Source organism: Pseudomonas sp. 8AS, assembly GCF_902506505.1.
GTDB lineage: Bacteria > Pseudomonadota > Gammaproteobacteria > Pseudomonadales > Pseudomonadaceae > Aquipseudomonas.
Map to the genome: position 1 here is coordinate 1,704,873 of NZ_LR733406.1, position 18,815 is coordinate 1,723,687.

General features: G+C 67.9%; 16 protein-coding genes and 2 tRNA genes. 2 read left to right on the forward strand and 16 right to left on the reverse strand.

Annotation, left to right across the window (positions count from 1 at the left end; all coding sequences use genetic code 11):
• Nucleotides 1-184: 184 nt before the first annotated feature.
• The 6 genes from GV001_RS07985 to puuE all read right to left on the reverse strand — a co-directional run bounded on the left by GV001_RS07985 (nt 185) and on the right by puuE (nt 5,374).
• Nucleotides 185-868 carry a TetR/AcrR family transcriptional regulator gene (locus tag GV001_RS07985; protein WP_160079108.1) on the reverse strand — a complete coding sequence of 228 codons (684 nt, stop codon included), beginning with the start codon at nt 866-868 and terminating at the stop codon, nt 185-187.
• A 206-nt stretch (nt 869-1,074) separates the two neighbouring features.
• Nucleotides 1,075-2,259, reverse strand: coding sequence for a urate hydroxylase PuuD (locus tag GV001_RS07990; RefSeq protein WP_160079109.1), 1,185 nt, complete (start codon nt 2,257-2,259; stop codon nt 1,075-1,077).
• 4 nt (nt 2,260-2,263) lie between these two features.
• Nucleotides 2,264-2,779: an ureidoglycolate lyase gene (locus GV001_RS07995; protein ID WP_160079110.1), complete on the reverse strand. Its 516-nt coding sequence runs from the start codon at nt 2,777-2,779 to the stop codon at nt 2,264-2,266.
• 142 nt (nt 2,780-2,921) lie between these two features.
• The gene (gene alc, locus GV001_RS08000; protein WP_160079111.1) at nt 2,922-3,914 is read right to left on the reverse strand and encodes an allantoicase; all 993 of its coding nucleotides are present in this window, start codon (nt 3,912-3,914) and stop codon (nt 2,922-2,924) included.
• Nucleotides 3,915-3,929: 15 nt separating this feature from the next.
• A complete protein-coding gene (uraD, locus tag GV001_RS08005) occupies nt 3,930-4,445 on the reverse strand; it encodes a 2-oxo-4-hydroxy-4-carboxy-5-ureidoimidazoline decarboxylase (protein ID WP_160079112.1) in 516 nt (171 codons plus the stop codon).
• Nucleotides 4,442-5,374: an allantoinase PuuE gene (gene puuE / locus GV001_RS08010; RefSeq protein ID WP_160079113.1), complete on the reverse strand. Its 933-nt coding sequence runs from the start codon at nt 5,372-5,374 to the stop codon at nt 4,442-4,444. The genes uraD and puuE overlap by 4 nt, the downstream gene beginning before the upstream one ends.
• Nucleotides 5,375-5,537: 163 nt before the next feature.
• On the opposite strand from puuE, the gene uraH reads away from it, so the two are divergent.
• Nucleotides 5,538-5,891 (forward strand): hydroxyisourate hydrolase, encoded by a 354-nt coding sequence (uraH, locus tag GV001_RS08015; RefSeq protein ID WP_160079114.1) that lies wholly within the window; start codon nt 5,538-5,540, stop codon nt 5,889-5,891.
• Nucleotides 5,892-5,923: 32 nt separating this feature from the next.
• On the opposite strand, the gene guaD is transcribed toward uraH, so the two are convergent.
• The 6 genes from guaD to GV001_RS08045 all read right to left on the reverse strand — a co-directional run bounded on the left by guaD (nt 5,924) and on the right by GV001_RS08045 (nt 12,676).
• A complete protein-coding gene (guaD, locus tag GV001_RS08020; RefSeq protein WP_160079115.1) occupies nt 5,924-7,234 on the reverse strand; it encodes a guanine deaminase in 1,311 nt (436 codons plus the stop codon).
• A gap of 99 nt (nt 7,235-7,333) precedes the next feature.
• Nucleotides 7,334-8,161, reverse strand: a complete 828-nt coding sequence (gene xdhC / locus GV001_RS08025; RefSeq protein ID WP_160079116.1) for a xanthine dehydrogenase accessory protein XdhC — start codon at nt 8,159-8,161, stop codon at nt 7,334-7,336.
• Nucleotides 8,162-8,276: 115 nt separating this feature from the next.
• On the reverse strand, nt 8,277-10,631 hold the full coding sequence (gene xdhB, locus GV001_RS08030) for a xanthine dehydrogenase molybdopterin binding subunit (RefSeq protein WP_160079117.1): 2,355 nt from the start codon (nt 10,629-10,631) through the stop codon (nt 8,277-8,279).
• On the reverse strand, nt 10,624-12,063 hold the full coding sequence (gene xdhA, locus GV001_RS08035; protein WP_160079118.1) for a xanthine dehydrogenase small subunit: 1,440 nt from the start codon (nt 12,061-12,063) through the stop codon (nt 10,624-10,626). Before xdhA ends, xdhB begins: the two co-directional genes overlap by 8 nt.
• Nucleotides 12,064-12,404: 341 nt before the next feature.
• A tRNA-Met gene (locus GV001_RS08040) sits at nt 12,405-12,481 on the reverse strand.
• A gap of 118 nt (nt 12,482-12,599) precedes the next feature.
• Nucleotides 12,600-12,676: transfer RNA gene (locus tag GV001_RS08045), tRNA-Met, on the reverse strand.
• A gap of 137 nt (nt 12,677-12,813) precedes the next feature.
• Here GV001_RS08045 and dinB point away from each other — a divergent pair.
• Nucleotides 12,814-13,869: a DNA polymerase IV gene (dinB, locus tag GV001_RS08050; protein WP_160079119.1), complete on the forward strand. Its 1,056-nt coding sequence runs from the start codon at nt 12,814-12,816 to the stop codon at nt 13,867-13,869.
• Between the two features lie 102 nt (nt 13,870-13,971).
• On the opposite strand, the gene GV001_RS08055 is transcribed toward dinB, so the two are convergent.
• The 4 genes from GV001_RS08055 to GV001_RS08070 form a co-directional block, all read right to left on the reverse strand.
• Entirely contained in the window at nt 13,972-14,376 is a 405-nt protein-coding gene (locus tag GV001_RS08055) for an META domain-containing protein (protein ID WP_160079120.1), read from the reverse strand.
• The gene (locus GV001_RS08060) at nt 14,373-14,810 is read right to left on the reverse strand and encodes a hypothetical protein (protein ID WP_160079121.1); all 438 of its coding nucleotides are present in this window, start codon (nt 14,808-14,810) and stop codon (nt 14,373-14,375) included. Before GV001_RS08060 ends, GV001_RS08055 begins: the two co-directional genes overlap by 4 nt.
• A gap of 29 nt (nt 14,811-14,839) precedes the next feature.
• On the reverse strand, nt 14,840-15,835 hold the full coding sequence (locus tag GV001_RS08065) for a 2-hydroxyacid dehydrogenase (RefSeq protein ID WP_160079122.1): 996 nt from the start codon (nt 15,833-15,835) through the stop codon (nt 14,840-14,842).
• Between the two features lie 85 nt (nt 15,836-15,920).
• Nucleotides 15,921-18,674 carry a response regulator gene (locus tag GV001_RS08070; protein WP_160079123.1) on the reverse strand — a complete coding sequence of 918 codons (2,754 nt, stop codon included), beginning with the start codon at nt 18,672-18,674 and terminating at the stop codon, nt 15,921-15,923.
• Nucleotides 18,675-18,815 lie beyond the last annotated feature (141 nt).

Here is an 18,815-nt window from a genome sequence, read left to right on the forward strand (position 1 = left end):
AACTGTGGAGCTTTGTGGGCAAGTGCCGGTGGCAGGCGGGTGCAGCCTTGCGGGCCTGCGTGGGTAGGTTGGCGTTGAGCGCAGCGAAGCCCAACAACCGAGGCAGGATCGTTGGGCTTCGTCGCGCTGCTCCTCAACCCAACCTCCGACTGAAACCGTCCCCTATAACCTGTTCACGATTTCCCTACGGGAGCGAAGCGCTGCCGGCCGCAGGTGGCGGAGTCAGGCCGCAGCCCTTGAGGATGATGCGGATCAGGTTGTCGCCGGCCTGGTTGAAGTCCTGGCGGGTCAGCCTGCTCTTGCCCACCACCCGGCAGATCTGCGAGCCGAAGTCGGCGTAATGCTGGGTGCTGCCCCACAGCAGGAAGATCAGGTGCACCGGGTCCACCGGGTCGATCTTGCCGGCGTCGATCCAGGCCCGGAACACGGCGGCGCGGCTGTTGAACCAGCTGCGGTAGTCCTGGTTGAAATACTCGCTGAGGCAGGGCCCGCCGCCGATCACTTCCATGGCGAAGATGCGCGAGGCGTCGGGGTTTTTGCGCGAGAACTCCATCTTGGCGCGGATGTAGCGGCTTAGCGCCTCGGCCGGGTCGTCGTCGACGCCGAGGTGGTTGAAGGTGCTGTCCCACAGATCGATGATGTTGGCCAGCACCGCCAGGTACAGGCCCAGCTTGTTGCTGAAGTAGTAGTGCAGGTTGGCCTTGGGCAGCCCGGCCTTGAGGGCTATGGCGTTCATGCTGGTGCCCTTGAAGCCGTGACGGGCGAACTCCTCCTCGGCGGCGGCGAGAATGACTTCCTCGTTGTGCTGGCGGATGCGCCCGGCCGGTTTTTCCGGGCTGCTGCTGTGCGAAGGGATGTACAGGTTCATCGAGGCTCTCGGGCGGGCAGTGGAAAGGTCTGACGCCGCTGACCTTGCAATTTCCTGACCAGATGATCACGAAATACCTACGTGTCCTGCACTATGCCAGCGAGCCGGCGCGCTTTTCTGTGGGAGCGGCTTTAGCCGCGAATCCAGGCTGCTTGGTGCTGCCGGTTTTTCGCGGCTGAAGCCGCTCCTAGAAGAGCAGGGCGCGTCTACGGCGCGATGGGCTGCGCCTGTTCGGCAATCCAGCGGCCGAGCAGGGCGCGTTCGGCCTCGGTCATCTGGGTCAGGTTGCCCAGCGGCATGATCCGGCTGTCCACCGCCTGGGCCTTGATCCGCGTGGCCTGCTGGCGGATCTGCGCGTCGCTGTCGAACATCACCCCGGCCGGCGCGCTGGCGAACAGCGGGCTGCTCGGCTTGGCCGCGTGGCAGCTGGCGCAGCGCTGGGCGATCACCGCCTGCACCTGGCTGAACTCGACCGGCGCACTGGCGGCGGCCGGCTCGTGCCGCGGGGCGCTGACGAAGGCCAGGCAGAGCATGCCCAGCGCCGCGGCCGGCAGGGTCCAGGCGAACTGCTGGCTGCGGTGGCGGGTGTTGAAGTAGTGCCGCACGCCGATCGACAGGGCGGCGATGGCGGCCAGGATCAGCCAGTTCCAGGCGCTGCCGTAGGTGCTGGGGAAGTGGCTGCTGATCATGATGAACAGCACCGGCAGGGTGAAGTAGTTGTTGTGCCGCGAACGCAGCAGGCCCTTGGCCGGCAGCGCCGGATCGGGTGTGCGGCCGGCTTCGATGGCGGCGACCAGGGCGCGCTGCGCCGGCATGATGGTGCGAAAGACGTTGCCGACCATGATGGTGCCGATCAGCGCACCCACATGCAGGTAGGCGCCACGGCCGCTGAATACCTCGCTGTAGCCCCAGGCGGCGGCGACCAGCAGGACGAACAGGACGATGCCGAGCAGCAGCGGCTGGCGCCCCAGGGGCGAGTCGCACAGTTGGTCATAGGCCAGCCAGCCGAGGGCCAGCGAGCCGAGGCCGATGGCTACGGCCAGCCACGGCGCCAGGTCGCTGCCGGGAGCCAACAGGTACAGGCTCGGTTCGAGGTAGAACACCAGGGTCAGCAGGGCCACGCCGGACAGCCAGGTGCTGTAGGCCTCCCACTTGAACCAGTGGAGTTTCTCCGGCATCCGCGGCGGCGCCAGCTGGTACTTTTCCAGGTGATAGATGCCGCCGCCGTGGATCGCCCACAGGTCGCCGGCCAGGCCGTCGCGCGGGGCGCGCCGGTCCAGATGGTTCTCCAGCCAGACGAAGTAGAACGAGGCGCCGATCCAGGCGATGCCGAAGATCATGTGCGACCAGCGCACCGCCAGGTTGAGCCATTCGAGCAGGTGTGCAGCCAAGGTGTTATCCCCTGTGGATGGATGCCGGGTCGAGCAGCCATTGCTCGGCCTCGGGGAAGAAGTGTTCGTCGCAGTTGGCGCCCGGGCCGGCGCGGTCGATCACCAGAAAGTCGTCTTCATCGGCCAGGCACAGCACCGGGTGGTGCCACACGCCCTTGCGGTAGTTGACACCCTGGCGGCCGTTGCTGAGGAAGGCGCGCAGCTGGTCACCGTGCAGCTGCTCGGTGGGCGCGGCGACGACGATCAGGAACGGCTGGCCCCTGAGCGGCATGAATGCCTGGCTGCCCAGCGGATGGCGTTCGAGCATGGCGATGGTCAGCGGCATCGGCAGCGCGGTGGCGTGGAACAGGCTGATGATCGCCGCATCGTCCGCGCCGCTGGTCTGCACCTCGGCTTGGCGGTGGTAGCGCCGGGTCGAGCCGTTGTTGATCAGGAAGAACTCGCGGCCCTCGGCCTCGATCACCTCGCCGAAGGGGGCGAAGGCCTGGGCGGTCAGCGGTTCGATGGTCAGTGTGCGCATGAGTGTTCTCGCAGGGCTTGATGACGCTTATCGCGGCTGAAGCCGCTCTCACAGGGGCAGATGGCTGTTGTAGGAGGGGCCTTGGCCGCGACTGCCGGCAACACAGGCGCGTCGCGGCCAAGGCCCCTCCTACGGCTGTGCATTACTTGGCCGGCTTGCCGAACAGGCGCAGGCGGCTGACGCCGCCGTCCGGGAAGATGTTCAGCCGTACATGGGTCACCGGGCCCAGTTGGTTGAGCGCGGCGAAGCGCTGCTCGCAGTCCATCTGCAGCTTCTGGCTGGGCAGCAGCTCGCGCCAGAACAGGCTCTGGGTCTCGATCTGCGCGTCGGTGCCGCCCTTCACGTAGGCCGCCTGCAGCGAGCAGCTGTCCGGGTAGTTGCCCTTGTAGTGCAGGGTGTCGACCAGCACTTCCTCGATCACGCCGGGGTGGCCCAGCTGCACGATCACCCAGTCGAAGCCCGGCGTGCGCCGCCTTGCGGTCTCCCAGCCGCCGCCCATGTTCTCGGCGCGGCCGGGGCTGAGGATATTGCTCATGCTGCCGTAGTGCTCGTCGGAGCAGGCCAGGGCGCGGCCACCGTTGACGGCGGCGGCCAGGTCGAGGCGCTCGGCGCCGGCAGCCGACCAGTCGCGGTAGGGGATGCCGTACACGCGCAGGCGCGCCACGCCGCCGTCCGGGTAGATGTTCAGGCGCAGGTGGGTCCACGGCCGCTCGTCGTCTATGGCGTGCAGGTGCTGGCTGTCGCCTTGCAGGGCGACGGCGGGCAGCACCTCACTCCAGGTGGTGGAGTCGTCCGGGTCACCGCCAGCGTCGATGAAGCAGGCTTCCAGCGAGGCGGACGGCGGGTAGTTGCCGGTGAAGAAGCGGGTGTCGATGTCCACGCCCTTGATCGAGCCGGGTACGCCCAGGCGCAGCACGGCATGGTCATGGCCTTCGAAGCGCTTGCGCCGGGACTCCCAGCCGTCCATCCACTTGCCGTTGTCGTCGTACAGGCCTTCCTTCCACACCGCCGGGGTGGGTTGCAGCATGCGCTCGACCGGGGCGAACCAGTCGTCGCTGACGGACAGGGCGCGGGTGCCGAGGCGGGCGTCGGCCAGGTTGAGGTATTTCTCGAAGGGGGCGGCATGGGTCTTCACGGTGGCGGTATCCAGTCAGAGGGCTTGCAGGCGCAGCAGGGCGATCCGGTTGATTTCCGCCAGGGCGGTGGCGAATTCCTGTTCCGGGCTGTGGTGGAGGCGTTGTTCGAAGGCGGCGAGGATCTGCTGGCGGTTGCTGCCCTTCACCGCCTTGATGAAGGGGAAGCCGAAGCGCGCCTTGTACGCCGCGTTGAGCGCGCTGAAACGGGCGAACTCCTCGGGGCTGCAGTCCTGGATGCCGGCGCCGGCCTGTTCGGCGCTGGAGGCGGCGGTCAGCTCGCCACGGATGGCGGCCTTGCCGGCCAGGTCCGGGTGGGCGTTGATCAGCGCCAGTTGTTCATCGCGGCTGGCGGCCAGCAGCACGGCGGCCATCTGCGCGTGCAGGCGGTCGATCTCGTCGAAGCTGGCCGGCTCGCCCTGGTCGTAGGTGCGCGCGGCGACCCAGGGTGAGTGCTCGTAGATGTCGGCGAAGGCGGCGATGAAGGCTGCGCGGCTCAGGCTCGACGGGGTCAGGCTGTGGAAGTGGCTCATGGCTGCACCTGCGGCGGGCAGGGATGCACGGCGTGCCAGTGGCGGGCGATGTCGACACGGCGGGCGCACCACACGCGCTCATGGCCCTTCACATAGGCGATGAAACGCTGCAGGGCGGCGAGGCGCGCCGGGCGGCCGAGCAGGCGGCAGTGCATGCCGATCGAGAGCAGCTTCGGCGCGCCGGCCTGGCCCTCGGCGTAGAGCACGTCGAAGGCGTCCTTGAGGTAGGTGAAGAAGTCGTCGCCGCTGTTGAAGCCCTGCACCTGGGTGAAGCGCATGTCGTTGGTGTCCAGGGTGTAGGGAATCACCAGGTGCGGCTGACCGTGCGGGGTGCGCTTTTCCCAGTAGGGCAGGTCGTCGTCGTAGGTGTCGCTGTCGTAGAGGAAGCCGCCTTCCTCCATTACCAGGCGCCGGGTGTTCGACCCGGTGCGCCCGGTGTACCAGCCCAGCGGGCGCTGGCCGGCGATCTCGCCGAGGATGCGGATGGCCTCGGCCATGTGCGCGCGTTCCTCGGCTTCGGGCATGTCCTGGTAGTTGATCCAGCGCAGGCCGTGGCTGCAGATCTCGTGGCCATCGGCGACCATCGCGCGGATCGCCGCGGGGTGGCGCTGGGCGGCCATGGCCACGGCGAAGATGGTCAGCGGGATGCCCTGTTCGCGGAACAGCTTGAGCAGGCGCCAGACGCCGGCGCGGCTACCGTATTCATACAGCGACTCCATGCTCATGTGGCGCGCGCCGGGCAGCGGCTGGGCGGCGACCATCTCGGAGAGGAAGGCTTCCGATTCGCCATCGCCATGCAGGATGCAGCGCTCGCCGCCTTCCTCGTAGTTGAGCACGAAGGACAGGGCGATATGCGCGTCACCCGGCCACTGCGGGTGCGGCGGCGTGCCGGCGTAGCCGATCAGGTCGCGGGGGTAGTCGGTGGCCAAGTCGGGTTTCCTCTGCTGTGGTATGGATACAGTGTGGTTGACGAAAACCAGGGCGGTTGTGCTGGCAAGCGTCTTGCAAAAAACTTGCCCGATTGGTCAAGTATAGAAGCCGATCAGCCGCCGGCCTGCACGGGCAGCGCCGGGCCAGCGACAGGAGAATGCTATGGGTCGTTTGACCACCCACGTACTGGATGCCGCGCACGGTCGCCCGGGCAGTGCCATCGCCATCGAGCTGTACCGTGTGGACGGCGCGCAGCTGCAGCTGCTCGGCCGCACGCAGACCAACGCCGACGGGCGCTGCGACGTGCCCTTGCTGGAAGGCGCTGCGCTCAGCGCCGGCACCTACCAGCTGCAGTTCGCCGTGGGCGACTACTACCGGGCCCTCGGTGTGGCGCTGCCCGAGCCGGCTTTCCTCGATGTCATCGTGCTGCGCTTCGGCGTGGCCGACAGCACGCAGCACTACCATGTGCCGCTGCTGGTTTCGCCCTACAGTTACTCGACCTATCGCGGCAGCTGAGCCGTTCTGGTGCCGCTCAGGCACATCGCAGGTCAGCCTGCTTCGCGCTGGTGCACGCAGCGCCCGGCGGCGTAGGTGGCGCGAATCACCCGGTCGTCGCCGAGGGTGATCAGGGCGAACAGGCTCTCTTCCAGGCTGCCGGCCTGGCGCAGGCGGTAGTCGAGCAGCGGTGTGGCCTTGCGGTCGAGGACGACGAAGTCGGCGTCCTTGCCCGGCAGGAAGTTGCCCAGCCGGTCATCCAGATACAGCGCCCTGGCGCCGCCCAGGGTGGCCAGGTGCAGCAGCTTGAACGGGTGGGTCTGGTGGCCGCGCAGCTGGCCGACCTTGTACGCCTCGCTTAGGGTGCGCAGCTGGGAGAAGCTGGTGCCGCCACCGACATCGGTGCCCAGGCCGACGCGCACGCCGTGGCGCTCCATCTTCTCCAGGTCGAACAGGCCGCTGCCGAGGAACAGGTTGGAGGTGGGGCAGAACGCCAGCGCCGAGCCGGTTTGCGCCAGACGCTGGCAGTCGCCGTCGCACAGGTGGATGCCGTGGGCGAATACCGCCCGCGCGCCGAGCAGCCGGTGGTGGTCGTAGACATCCAGGTAGCCGGAGCGCTCGGGGAACAGCGCCTGCACCCAGTCGATCTCGCGCAGGTTTTCCGCCAGGTGGGTGTGCAGGTACAGGTCCGGGTATTCGCGCAGCAGGCGGGCGGCCTGGTCGAGCTGCGCGGGGCTGCTGGTGGGGGCGAAGCGCGGGGTCACCGCGTAGTGCAGGCGGCCCTTGCCGTGCCAGCGCTCGATCAGCGCCTTGCTCTCGGCGTAGCCGCTTTCCGCGGTGTCGAGCAAGTAGTCGGGGGCGTTGCGGTCCATCAGCACCTTGCCGGCGATCAGGCGCAGATCGCGTTTTTCGGCGGCGCCGAACAGGGCATCCACCGACTGCGGGTGCACGGTGGCGAACACCAGCGCGGTGGTGGTGCCGTTGCGCAGCAGCTCCTGGATGAACAGCTCGGCGACCTCGGCAGCATGGGCCGGATCGGCGAAGCGCGACTCCACCGGGAAGGTGTAGGTATTCAGCCAGTGCAGCAGGTCTTCGCCGTAGGCGCCGATCATGCCGGTCTGCGGGTAGTGGATATGCGTGTCGATGAAGCCGGGGCAGAGCAGGGCGTCGGGGAAGTGCTGCACCGTTACCTCAGCAGGCAGCTGGGCCAGCAGCTCGGCGGCCGGGCCGGCGCGCAGGATCTTGCCGTCCTGCACCAGCAGCAGGCCGTCGGCGAAGTACTGGTGGCTGTGGGCGTTACCCACCTCGGCGGGGTCGGCCAGGCTGTGCAGCAGGGCGGCGCGAAAGGCTTGGATCTGGCTCATGGTCTTCCCGGGTTCTGTGGCTGTAGGGGGGGCCTTGGCCGCGACTGAGGGCAACCCAAAAGCGTCGCGGCCAAGGCCCCTCCTACAGGAGCAATCTGGTTATGCACGGCGTGAGTCTGGCAGCAACTGTGCCAGGCTGCCCTTGGCCGACTGGTTGCCGAAATGGGCGTTGTAAGTGGCGATCACTTCGCCGGCGATGGACACGGCGATCTCCATCGGCAGCTTGCCCTTGACCTCGGCGAGGCCCATGGGGCAGCGCATGCGCTGCACCACCTCGCTGGCCAGGCCGCGCTCGCGCAGGCGGTGTTCGAAGCGCGCACGCTTGCTCTTCGAGCCGATCAGGCCGAACCAGGTGAAGTCGTTGCGGGCGAGGATCGCGGCCGTCAGTTCCAGGTCGAGCTGGTGGTTGTGGGTCATGACGATGAAGTAAGTGCCGGCTGGCTGCTCGGCCACCTCGTCGACGGGCTCGTCGCTGACGACGCGCTCCACCCCGCGCGGCAGCGGGTCGGGAAACTCCGCCTCGCGCGAGTCGATCCAGCGCACCTTGCACGGCAGGCTGGCGAGCAGCGGCACCAGGGCGCGGCCGACATGCCCGGCGCCGAACACGGCGATGCGCGCCTGGGCACGGCCGATGGGTTCGAACAGCAGCACGGTGGCGCCGCCGCAGCACTGGCCGAGGCTGGCGCCGAGGGCGAAGCGCTCCAGGCGCGGCTGCTGGGCGCCCGCGTCGAGCATTTCGCGGGCGATCTGCAGGGCCTTGTATTCCAGATGGCCGCCGCCGATGGTGTCGTGGCTGCGTTCGGCGGCGACCACCATCTTCGCCCCGGCATTGCGCGGGGTGGAGCCGCGTTCCTCGATCACGGTGACCAGCACGCAGGGCCGGTCCTGCTGCTGCAGGTCGGCCAGGGCTTCGAGCCAGTTGTTCATCTTGCTCCCCCCTGCTCAGGGTCGTGTGCGGACTGCTGCTTCTGTGGGAGGGGCCTTGGCCGCGATGCTTGTGTGTGGCCTGCGGTCGCGGCCAAGGCCCCTCCTGCGAAAGCGCTCATGCCTTGAGCGCCTGTTTCATCTGCTGCACGCCCCACAGCACCCGTTCCGGGGTGGCGGGGGCGTCGATGTCCGGTTGCACGCGGTAGTCGGCGATGCTTGCCACGGCGTCCTTGATCGCGCACCAGGCGGCGATGCCGAGCATGAACGGCGGCTCGCCAACGGCCTTGGAGTGGAACACCGTGTCTTCCGGGTTCTGGCGCTTCTCCACCAGCTTGATCCGCAGGTCGGCCGGCATGTCGGCCACCGTGGGGATCTTGTAGCTGGCCGGGCCGCTGGTCAGCAGGCGGCCCTGGGCGTCCCACACCAGTTCCTCGCAGGTCAGCCAGCCGACGCCCTGGAGGAAGCCGCCCTCGACCTGGCCGATGTCGATGGCCGGGTTCAGCGAGGCGCCGACGTCGTGCAGGATGTCGGCACGCAGCAGCCGGTACTCGCCGGTCAGGCTGTCGACCAGCGCCTCGACGCAGGCCAGGCCGTAGGCGAAGTAGTAGAAGGGGTGGCCCTGGCCGCTGGCGCGGTCGTAGTGGATCTTCGGCGTGCGGTAGTAGCCGGTGGACGACAGCGACACCTGGCCGATCCAGGCCAGTCGCGCCAGTTCGTCGAACGGCAGCAATTGCGTTCCGGCGCGCACCTGGTTGTTGCCGAATTCGATTTCGCTCTCGGCCACGCCGAAGTGGCGGGCGGCGAATTCGACCAGGCGCGCCTTGATGATCTCGGCGGCGTTCTGCGCGGCCTTGCCATTGAGGTCGCTGCCGCTGCTGGCGGCGGTGGGCGAGGTGTTGGGCACTTTGTCGGTGTTGCTGGCGGTGATCTGGATGCGCCCGATATCGACCTGGAACACCTCGGCCACCACCTGGGCGACCTTGGTGTTGAGGCCCTGGCCCATCTCGGTGCCGCCGTGGTTGAGGTGGATGCTGCCATCGCTGTAGACGTGGATCAGCGCGCCGGCCTGGTTGAGGAAGCTGGCGGTGAAGCTGATGCCGAACTTCACCGGGGTCAGCGCCAGGCCCTTCTTCAGCACCGGGCTGGCGGCGTTGAAGGCACGGATCGCCGCGCGGCGGGCGTGGTAGTCGCTGCTGGCCTCCAGCTCGGCGGTCATCTCGGCCAGCAGGTTGTGCTCCACGGTCTGGCCGTAGTGGGTGACGTTGCGCTCGCCCTGGCCGTAGTAGTTGCGCTTGCGCACCTCCAGCGGGTCGAGGCCGAGGTGGCGGGCGATGCGCTCCATCACCTCCTCGATCGGCAGCATGCCCTGGGGCCCGCCGAAGCCGCGGAAGGCGGTGTTGGAGGCGGTGTTGGTCTTGCAGCAGTGGCCGTTGATCAGCGCGGCGCCGAGGAAGTAGGCGTTGTCGGCGTGGAACATGGCGCGGTCGACGATCGAGCGCGACAGGTCCGGCGAGTAGCCGCAGTTGCCGGCCAGTTCCATGTGGGTGGCCAGCAGGCGGCCGTCGTCGTCGAAGCCGACCTCGTACTCGACATGGAAGGGGTGGCGCTTGCCGGTCATCTGCATGTCTTCGAAGCGCGGCAGGCGCATCTTCGCCGGGCGCCCGGTGAGGTGGGCGACCACCGCGCACAGGCAGGCCGGGCCGGCGGACTGGGTCTCCTTGCCGCCGAAGCCGCCGCCCATGCGGCGCATGTCGACCACCACCTTGTGCATGGGGATGCCGAGCACCTCGGCCACCAGCTTCTGCACCTCGGTGGGGTTCTGCGTGGAGCAGTACACCAGCATGGCGCCGTCTTCGCCGGGCATCACCGAGGACACCTGGGTTTCCAGGTAGAAGTGTTCCTGGCCGCCGATCTGCAGTTGGCCCTGCAGGCGATGCGGCGCGCCGGCCAGGGCGGCGGCTGCATCGCCGCGGCGCTGCTGGTGGCTGTCGACCACGTACTGCCGGTTGCGCATGGCCTCTACCACGTCGAGCTGCGGTTCCAGGTCCTGGTATTCGACGATGGCGGCCTGGGCCGCGCGGCGGGCGTTGTCCAGGCTGTCGGCGGCCACCGCGAGGATCGGCTGGCCGACGAACTGCACCAGGCCATCGGCCAGCAGCGGGTCGCCCGGCAGCAGCGGGCCGATATCCAGCTGGCCCGGCACGTCTTCATGGGTGATGACCAGGGCCACGCCGGGCATGGATTGGCACGCCGTGGTGTCCAGGCGGGTGATCCGCGCGTGGGCGCGCTCGCTGCGCAGGGCATAGAGGTGCAGCTGGTTGGGAAACTCCAGGCGGTCGTCGACGTAGAGCGCCTCGCCGCTGACGTGCTTGTCCGCGCTCTCGTGCTTGAGCGGCTTGCCCACGCCGGTGGCGAGGCCCTGGCGGAACAGGTCGGCCAGTTGCTGCTGGCTGGGGGCGGGCTTATGCATGGTCGGTCACCCGGGTGGCGATGTGCGGCTGGGTCAATTCCAGGTGGCAGCGGCGCAGCAGGTTCTGCGCCACCAGCAGGCGGTAGTCGCGGCTGGCGCGAAAGTCGCTGAGCGGGGTGAAGTCCCGGGCCAGGGCGGCGCAGGCGGCTTCCACGGTGGCCGTGTCGAATGGCCGGCCACTCAGCGCCTGTTCGCAGGCCGTGGCGCGCTTGGGAATGCCGGCCATGCCGCCGAAGGCGATGCGCACCGCGCCGAGCATGCCGTTAGTCAGCTGCAGGCTGAAGGCCGCGCAGACCGCGGAGATGTCGTCGTCCAGGCGCTTGGACACCTTGTAGGCGCGGAACTGCTGGCCGGCGACGGGGCGCGGCACGATGACCTTCTCGATCAATTCGCCGGGCTGGCGGGCGGTCAGCTTGTAGTCGAGGAAGAAGTCCTCCAGGGCCAGGCGGCGCTGTTGGCTGCCCAGGCGCAGGATCAGCTGGGCACCGAGGGCGATCAGCAGAGGCGGGGCGTCGCCGATCGGCGAGGCGTTGCCGATATTGCCGCCGAGGGTGCCCTGATTGCGGATCTGCAAGGAAGCGAAGCGCTCCAGCAGGGCGCCGAAGTCCGGGTAGTCGGCGCCGAGCAGGGCCTGGCAGTCGCTGAGGGCGACGCCGGCACCGATTTCTAGGCGGTCGGGCAGTACGGCGATGCGCTTGAGTGCCTCGACCTGGCCGAGGTGGATCAGCAGCGGCAGCTCGCGGTGCAACTGGGTGATCTCCAGCGCCAGGTCGGTACCGCCGGCGACCAGGCGGGCCTCGGGGTGGGCGGCGAATTGCTCGGCCAGCTGCTCCAGGCTGCTCGGCAGCAGGCAGCGGTGGCCGTTGCCGGCGAGGCTCTCGGCCGGCGTGCGGGCGATGGCCTGCAACTGGGCGATGGTCTCGGCTGCATGGACGTCGAAGGCATCCGCCTGGCGCTGGGCGCAGGCCTGTTCGGCGGCGGCGAGGATCGGCCGGTAGCCGGTGCAGCGACACAGGTTGCCGGCCAGCGCCTGCTGGGTGGCGTGCGGGTCGTACTGCTGCACGCCCTTGTGCAGGGCGAACAGCGACATGACGAAACCGGGGGTGCAGAAGCCGCACTGCGAGCCATGGCAGTCGGCCATGGCCTGTTGCACCGGATGCAGGCGGCCCTGCTGCTTGAGGTCTTCGACGCTGATCAGCTGTTTGCCGTGCAGGCTGGCGACGAAGGTCAGGCAGGCGTTGATCGCCCGGTAGCGCAAGTGCTCGCCCGCCAGTTCGGCCAGCACCACGGTGCAGGCGCCGCAATCGCCGGAGGCGCAGCCTTCCTTGGTGCCGGTGCGGCCCTGGACGCGGCGCAGGTAGTCGAGCACCGTGAGGTTGGGGTCGAGGTCGCGCTCTTCGCAAAGGCGCTGGTTGAGAAGGAAACGGATCATGCCGTCGCTCCTTCTTGCCCGGCTCGCCGGACAAGGCGCAGGGTTATCGCTGTTACCACACATTCTGCTCCGCACGGGGGCGTTGCGCTCGCTGACGGGCGCCGCCCTGGATAATTTAATTGACTATTCAGTCAAGTATTTATGCGAGCAAAGCAATAAGCGGGCCGAATGCCGGACAGCCAGATACCACCAGTGTGGACGGGATTTCGCAGGGCGTGGGCGGGCGGGGTGAACACCAGAATGGTGCGTGCGCCGAGGGAGTGCCTGTTTTCGAGGCCGGGGCAGGATACGGAAGGCGGAAACGAAAAAGGCCACTCGTTTGAGTGGCCTTTCTTCGAAACTGGTTGCGGGAGCAGGATTTGAACCTACGACCTTCGGGTTATGAGCCCGACGAGCTACCAGACTGCTCCATCCCGCGGCGCCAATTCTACTGCGGGATAAGTTTCTGTCAATCTATTTCTGCTTTTTAATCAATTACTTAAATAAAAAGGCGGAAACGAAAAAGGCCACTCGTTTGAGTGGCCTTTCTTCGAAACTGGTTGCGGGAGCAGGATTTGAACCTACGACCTTCGGGTTATGAGCCCGACGAGCTACCAGACTGCTCCATCCCGCGGCGCCAATTCTATCGCCAAATCCTCGGCTGTCAACCTTTAACTTGGAAAAAATCCTGATCACTCAGGTGCTTAGCGATGGGCGGATGGTAGACTCGGGCTCTTCAGGGCTTGCCTGCTGGGGCTTTCCGGACTTTTCGTGCGCAAGATCATCCATGTGGATTGCGACTGCTTCTACGCCGCCATCGAGATGCGTGACGACCCGCGCCTGGCCGGCAAGCCATTGGCCGTGGGTGGCGCCGCCGATCGCCGCGGGGTGGTCGCCACCTGCAACTACGAGGCGCGGGCCTGGGGCGTGCGTTCGGCCATGCCCATGCGCCAGGCCCTGAAACTGTGCCCGGATCTGCAGGTGGTCAGGCCGCGGATGGACGCCTACAAGGCGGTTTCCCGGGAAATTCACGGCATCTTTCGCGATTTCACCGAGATCATCGAACCCTTGTCGCTGGATGAAGCCTATCTGGACGTCAGCGCCAGCCCGCATTTTTCCGGCAGCGCCACGCGCATCGCCCAGGAAATCCGCCGCCGGGTGTCGCAGGAGCTGCATATCACCGTGTCCGCCGGGGTGGCGCCGAACAAGTTCCTGGCCAAGATCGCCAGCGACTGGCGCAAGCCCAACGGGTTGTTTGTCATCACCCCGGACCAGGTCGAGGCGTTCGTCGCCGCCTTGCCGGTGAGCAAGCTGCACGGGGTGGGCAAGGTCACCGCGGACAAGCTGGGGCGCCTGGGCATCAGCACCTGCCTGGACCTGCGCGACTGGAGCCGGCTGGCCCTGGCCCGCGAGTTCGGCAGTTTCGGCGAGCGCCTGTGGAACCTCTGCCGCGGCATCGACGAGCGCGCCCTGCAGACCGACAGCCGGCGCCAGTCGGTGAGCGTGGAAAACACCTACGACGAGGACATCCCCAACCTGGCGCTGTGCCTGAAGCGCCTGCCGGAGCTGCTGGAGCAGCTGGAAACCCGCCTGGCGCGCCTGGACAGCAGCTACAAGGCGGACAAACCCTTCGTCAAGGTCAAGTTCCACGACTTCAGCCAGACCACCCTGGAACAGGCCGGCGCGCGGCGCGACCTGAACAGCTACCAGTTGCTGCTCAGCGCCGCCTTCGCCCGCGGCAACAAGCCGGTGCGGTTATTGGGCGTGGGAGTCAGGCTGGTCGATCTGCGCGGACGCCATGAACAGCTGGAGCTGTTTGCGCCCTAGGCTGGGTTCAAGTCGGTGCGCCGCGCGCACCACAAGCCACGTACGGGCCTCTGGTGCGCACGGCGCACCCTACGGCGAGGTTGGAAAGCTGCGGGGCTGGCCTCAGCCTTCTTCCGGCCACAGGCGGATGGGCTTGCCTTCGGCCGGCCACAGGCGCAGCTGGCCGATCCCCGAGACATCCCAGCGCTGCACGCTGCCGAGGGTGGCGAGGAAGCGCTGCTCCTGCTCCATCAGCGCCGGTGCGCACATCTTGCGGGTGCTGCCGGCCGGGCCGAAGGTCAGCTTGTCGCCCTCCAGGGTGAAAGAGGCGAACCAGTGGTTGCAGCCGGCGTTGCCGTAGGCGCGGCCATCCTCGCCGAGGGTCAGGGTCAGGTGGCTGCGGTCGATCAGCGGGCGCTCGCCGATCCATTCCACCTGGTAGGTCTTGTCACTTTCCAGTCGAATCGGGTCGGCCGCACAGCCGGCCAGGCAGGCGGCGAGCAGACCGAGGGCGAGCGTTGGCTTCATGCGCTTTTCTCCGTGCAGCGGGGGCAGAAGTGCTGACCGTCATGGCTGTGCCAGCCGAGTTCCCGGATGCGTGCCTCGGCGGCGGCCGGGCGGGCCTGTTCGCCCAGGGCGGCGTCCACGGCGAACTCGAAGTCCAGCTGGCTGGCGCAGCCGTTGCAGTTGACCTGCCAGTTGAGGATAGTCAGTTCGCGGAAGGCCGGGCCGTTGGCGACCGCCAGCCACTGGCCGGGCGGGGTGATCATGTGGCGGACCTTCTCCACGAGCAGGCGCAGGGTCAGGGAACGGCTGCCCTTGAGGGTCACCAGCAGGGTGTCGCCGGGTTGAATCGAGCCGCCGTTGCCGGTCACCTGGTAGCGGCCGGGCGACAGGGCACGGCACTCGGTCAGGGTGTGTTGCGGGGCAAGCAGGGAATAGCGGAAATCGTGTTCGGCCATGGGTCCTCCGGAATGGTGCCGGCATGCTATCACGGCCCAGGTTGCACCTGATTGACCGGGCGGCCGGCGGCCCAGGCGGCGATGTTGTCGCGGGTGGTGACGGCGATGGCGCTCAGCGCCTCGCGGGTGAGGAAGGCCTGGTGGGCGGTGACGATGACATTGGGGAAGCTCAGCAGGCGCGCCAGCACGTCGTCCTGCAGGGGCTGGTCGGAGCGATCCTCGAAGAACAGTTCGGCTTCTTCTTCATAGACATCCAGGCCCAGGTAGCCGAGCTGGCCGCTTTTCAGCGCGCCGATCAGTGCCGGGGTGTCGACCAGCGCGCCGCGCCCGGTGTTGATCAGCATGGCGCCGGGCTTCATCTGCGCCAGGCGCGCGGCGTCGATCAGGTGGTGGCTGCTGGGCGTCAGCGGGCAGTGCAGGCTGATGACATCGCTGCTGGCGAGCAGCTCGTCGAGGCCAACCTGGCGGCCGTTGACGGCGTCCAGGTTGGCCAGCGGGCAGGGGTCGTGCAGCAGGTTGTGGCAGCCGAAGCCGGCCATGATGCGGGCGAAGGCCAGGCCGATCTGGCCGCCGCCGATGATGCCGACGGTCTTGCCGTGCAGGTCGAAACCGCTCAGCCCGTGCAGGCTGAAGTCGCCCTCGCGGGTGCGGTTGAAGGCGCGGTGGATGCGCCGGTTGAGCGCCAGGATCAGCGCCACCGCGTGTTCGGCCACGGCAAAGGGCGAGTAGGCGGGCACCCGCACCACGGTCAGGCCCAGCTGCTGCGCGGCCTTCAGATCGACATGGTTGTAGCCGGCCGAGCGCAGGGCGATCAGCCGCGTGCCGCCGGCGGCCAGGCGTTGCAGCACGGGCGCCGAGAGGTCGTCGTTGATGAACGGGCAGACCACCGCATAGCCCTCGGCCAGGGTGGCGGTATCCAGGCTCAGGCGGGCCTCCTGGAACTGCAGCGGCCAGCCGGCGGGCCAGTCGGCGGCGAGGAAGCTGTCGCGGTCATAGGGTTTGCTGCTGAACAGGAGGGTGCGCATGGCAGGTTTCCGGGGCTGGGCGCAGGCTGCCAGCCTGCGTCTGTGAGTGGGTTAGGGACCGCTGCCATGGCGCGGCAGCGAGGCCTCAGGCGCTGACTGCGGCTTCCTCGGCCAGGCGGGCGATGGCGGCGTCCAGTTCGTCGAGGGCCTGCTGCGCCGCCGGGTCGTCCTGCTTCAGCAGGGTTTCGCAACGCTGGCAGGCGGCGCGCAACTGCGGCACGCCGCAGTAGCGGGTGGCGCCGTGCAGGCGGTGGACGCGTTCGATCAGCACGTTGCGCTCGCCGGCATCGCGGGCCTGGCGGATGGTCTGGCGGTCGGCGGCCAGCGAGGCCAGCAGCATGCCCAGCATGTCGCTGGCCAGGTCGGCCTTGCCGGCGGCCAGGCGCAGGCCTTCCTCGGGGTCCAGCACGCACAGCGTACTGGTTGCCGGCTGCGCCTCGGCCGCCTCCGTGGCCGGCTGGCTGCGCAGGTCCAGGCCGGTCCACTTGAGTACCACCTGGGCCAGCTGGCGCTCGTTGATCGGCTTGGTCAGGTAGTCGTCCATGCCGCTCTGCAGCAGGGCGCGCTTCTCGTTGGCCAGGGCGTGGGCGGTCAGGGCGATGATCGGCATCGGGCTGCGGCCGTGCTCCTGTTCCCACAGGCGCAGCGCCTCGGTGGTCTGGCGACCATCCAGGCCGGGCATCTGCACGTCCATGAAGACCAGGTCGAAGCTGTGCTGCTGGACGCAGTCGAGGGCCGCATAGCCGCTGTCGACGGCGATCACCTCGGCGCCCATGTCGCCGAGCAGGGTCTGCACCAGCAGCAGGTTGGCCGGGTTGTCGTCGACGCAGAGCAGGCGCGGGGCGCGGCTGGTCAGCGGCTGGCGCGCCTCGACCTTGTGCGGGCGCGGGTAGATCAGGTCGATCAGCGCGCGTTGCAGCTTGCGCGTGCAGGCCGGCTTGGCCTGCAGCTGGCGGTGTGCATCCGGCAGGCTCTGGTGGTACAGCGCCTGTTCGGTGGTGGGGCACAGCACCAGGCTCTTGCAGTTGAGCCGCTCGAGGTCCCAGACCCGCTGGCTGAGCTGTTCCGGTGACAGTTCCTGGGCGCGCACGCCGAGTACCGCCAGTTCGATCGGCCACTCGCCCCGGTGCTGCTGCTCCACGCATTCGAGCAGGCTGTCGAGGCTGCTGCAGCTATGCACCTGCAGGCCGCAGTCCTCCAGCTGGTGCTGCAGGGACTGGTTGACCAGCGCATGGCTTTCCAGCAGCACCACGCGCCGGCCGCCCAGTGGCGCGCGCGGCAGGTCTTCGCTGTCGTCGCGGGCCTTGGGCAGGCTCAGGCTGATCCAGAACTCCGAGCCGCTGCCCGGGCTGCTGTCGACGCCGATCTCGCCACCCATCTGTTCGATCAGGCGCTTGGAAATCACCAGGCCCAGGCCGGTGCCGCCGGCCTGGCGGCTCAGCGAGTTGTCGGCCTGGCTGAAGGCCTGGAACAGCGCGCGCTGGTCGTCCTCGGAGAGGCCGACGCCGGTGTCCTGCACGCTGATGCGCAGCTGCGCGCGGTCGTCGCTTTCGTCCTCGACCATGGCGCGCAGGGCGATGGTGCCTTCGCGGGTGAACTTGATGGCGTTGCTCACCAGGTTGGTCAGCACCTGCTTGAGGCGTTGCGGGTCGCCCTGCAGCGACAGCGGCGTGTCGCGGTAGATCAGGCTGACCAGCTCCAGCTGCTTCTCGTGGGCGGCCGGGGCGAGGATGGTCAGGGTGTCCTGCAGCAGGTCGCGCAGGTTGAACGGGATGCTTTCCAGGATCAGCTTGCCGGCCTCGATCTTGGAGAAGTCGAGGATCTCGTTGATGATCCCCAGCAGGCTCTCGGCGGACTTCTCGATGGTGTTCAGGTAGTCCTGCTGGCGCGGGCTCATGTCGCTTTTCTGCAGCAGGTTGGTGAAGCCGAGAATGCCGTTGAGCGGGGTGCGGATCTCGTGGCTCATGTTGGCGAGGAATTCGGACTTGATCCGGCTGGCTTCCAGGGCCTCCTTGCGTGCGAAGTCCAGCTCGATGTTCTGGATCTCGATGGTTTCCAGGTTCTGCCGCACGTCCTCGGTGGCCTGGTCGATGCTGTGTTGCAGTTCGTCCTGGGCGTTCTGCAGCGACTCGGCCATGCGGTTGATGCCCGAGGCCAGCTCGTCCAGCTCGTGATTGCCCAGCGCCGGCAGGCGCGTCTGCAGGTTGCCGTCCTTGAGCTGGGCCACCCCCTGTTTGATGCTGCGCAGCGGCTCGTTGATGCTGCGGCTCATACGCAGGGCGAGCAGGGCGGTGACGGTCAGCCCGGCGGCGATCAGCAGCAGGCTGGCGAACAGGCTGCGGTAGCCCTGCAGCAGAGTGCGGTGGTGCGACAGCTCTAGCTCGACCCAGCCGATCAGGCGATTGGCCTCGGCATCGCTCTGCGCGCTGACCAGGCTGCGGTGGCGGCCGTACACCGGCAGCAGAAAGCGTGTGGCGTCGCGCCCGCTGCTTTGCACCAGCGGGCTGCCATCGCTTTGCGGCGGCGGGCTGAGCATGCTCGGGCCGGCGTGGGCCAGGGGCGTGCGCTCGCTGGAGAGGAAGTTGACGGCCCGTACATCGTCCTGGTTGAGGGTCTCCTTGGCCAGGCGCTCGAGCAGCGCGGCGTCGTTGCGTCCGAGTGCCGTGGCGGCCAGCGGGGCGAGCTGCTGCACCATCAGTTCGCCGCGCTGTTGCAGCTGGCTGCGCAGCTCGGCCAACTGCATCCAGGTGAAATAGCCGCCGAGCACCAGCGCCAGCAGGCTGGTGGGCAGCAGGGTGAGCAGCAGCACGCGGCCCTTGATACCGAGTTCCTTGAACACGACCTTCTCCATCGTGGTGTTGCCGGCAGTTTAGCGGTACATCGATCGGGAATCTCCCAGGGCTTTTGCGCAATTGCCAGCAACTGGCCTTGGAGCTGACTGTGCGGCTGTTCTACTGCGCCCGGTGGAGGCTGGCGAAAC

What these genes read in the sequence shown, in the direction of transcription:
- GV001_RS08055 (WP_160079120.1), bottom strand. Translation starts at nt 14,376, where the DNA reads ATGAAGCCAACGCTCGCCCTCGGTCTGCTCGCCGCCTGCCTGGCCGGC.
- xdhB (WP_160079117.1), bottom strand. Translation starts at nt 10,631, where the DNA reads ATGCATAAGCCCGCCCCCAGCCAGCAGCAACTGGCCGACCTGTTCCGC.
- xdhC (WP_160079116.1), bottom strand. Translation starts at nt 8,161, where the DNA reads ATGAACAACTGGCTCGAAGCCCTGGCCGACCTGCAGCAGCAGGACCGG.
- GV001_RS08060 (WP_160079121.1), bottom strand. Translation starts at nt 14,810, where the DNA reads ATGGCCGAACACGATTTCCGCTATTCCCTGCTTGCCCCGCAACACACC.
- xdhA (WP_160079118.1), bottom strand. Translation starts at nt 12,063, where the DNA reads ATGATCCGTTTCCTTCTCAACCAGCGCCTTTGCGAAGAGCGCGACCTC.
- uraH (WP_160079114.1), top strand. Translation starts at nt 5,538, where the DNA reads ATGGGTCGTTTGACCACCCACGTACTGGATGCCGCGCACGGTCGCCCG.
- uraD (WP_160079112.1), bottom strand. Translation starts at nt 4,445, where the DNA reads ATGAGCCACTTCCACAGCCTGACCCCGTCGAGCCTGAGCCGCGCAGCC.
- GV001_RS07995 (WP_160079110.1), bottom strand. Translation starts at nt 2,779, where the DNA reads ATGCGCACACTGACCATCGAACCGCTGACCGCCCAGGCCTTCGCCCCC.
- GV001_RS07985 (WP_160079108.1), bottom strand. Translation starts at nt 868, where the DNA reads ATGAACCTGTACATCCCTTCGCACAGCAGCAGCCCGGAAAAACCGGCC.
- guaD (WP_160079115.1), bottom strand. Translation starts at nt 7,234, where the DNA reads ATGAGCCAGATCCAAGCCTTTCGCGCCGCCCTGCTGCACAGCCTGGCC.
- GV001_RS08065 (WP_160079122.1), bottom strand. Translation starts at nt 15,835, where the DNA reads ATGCGCACCCTCCTGTTCAGCAGCAAACCCTATGACCGCGACAGCTTC.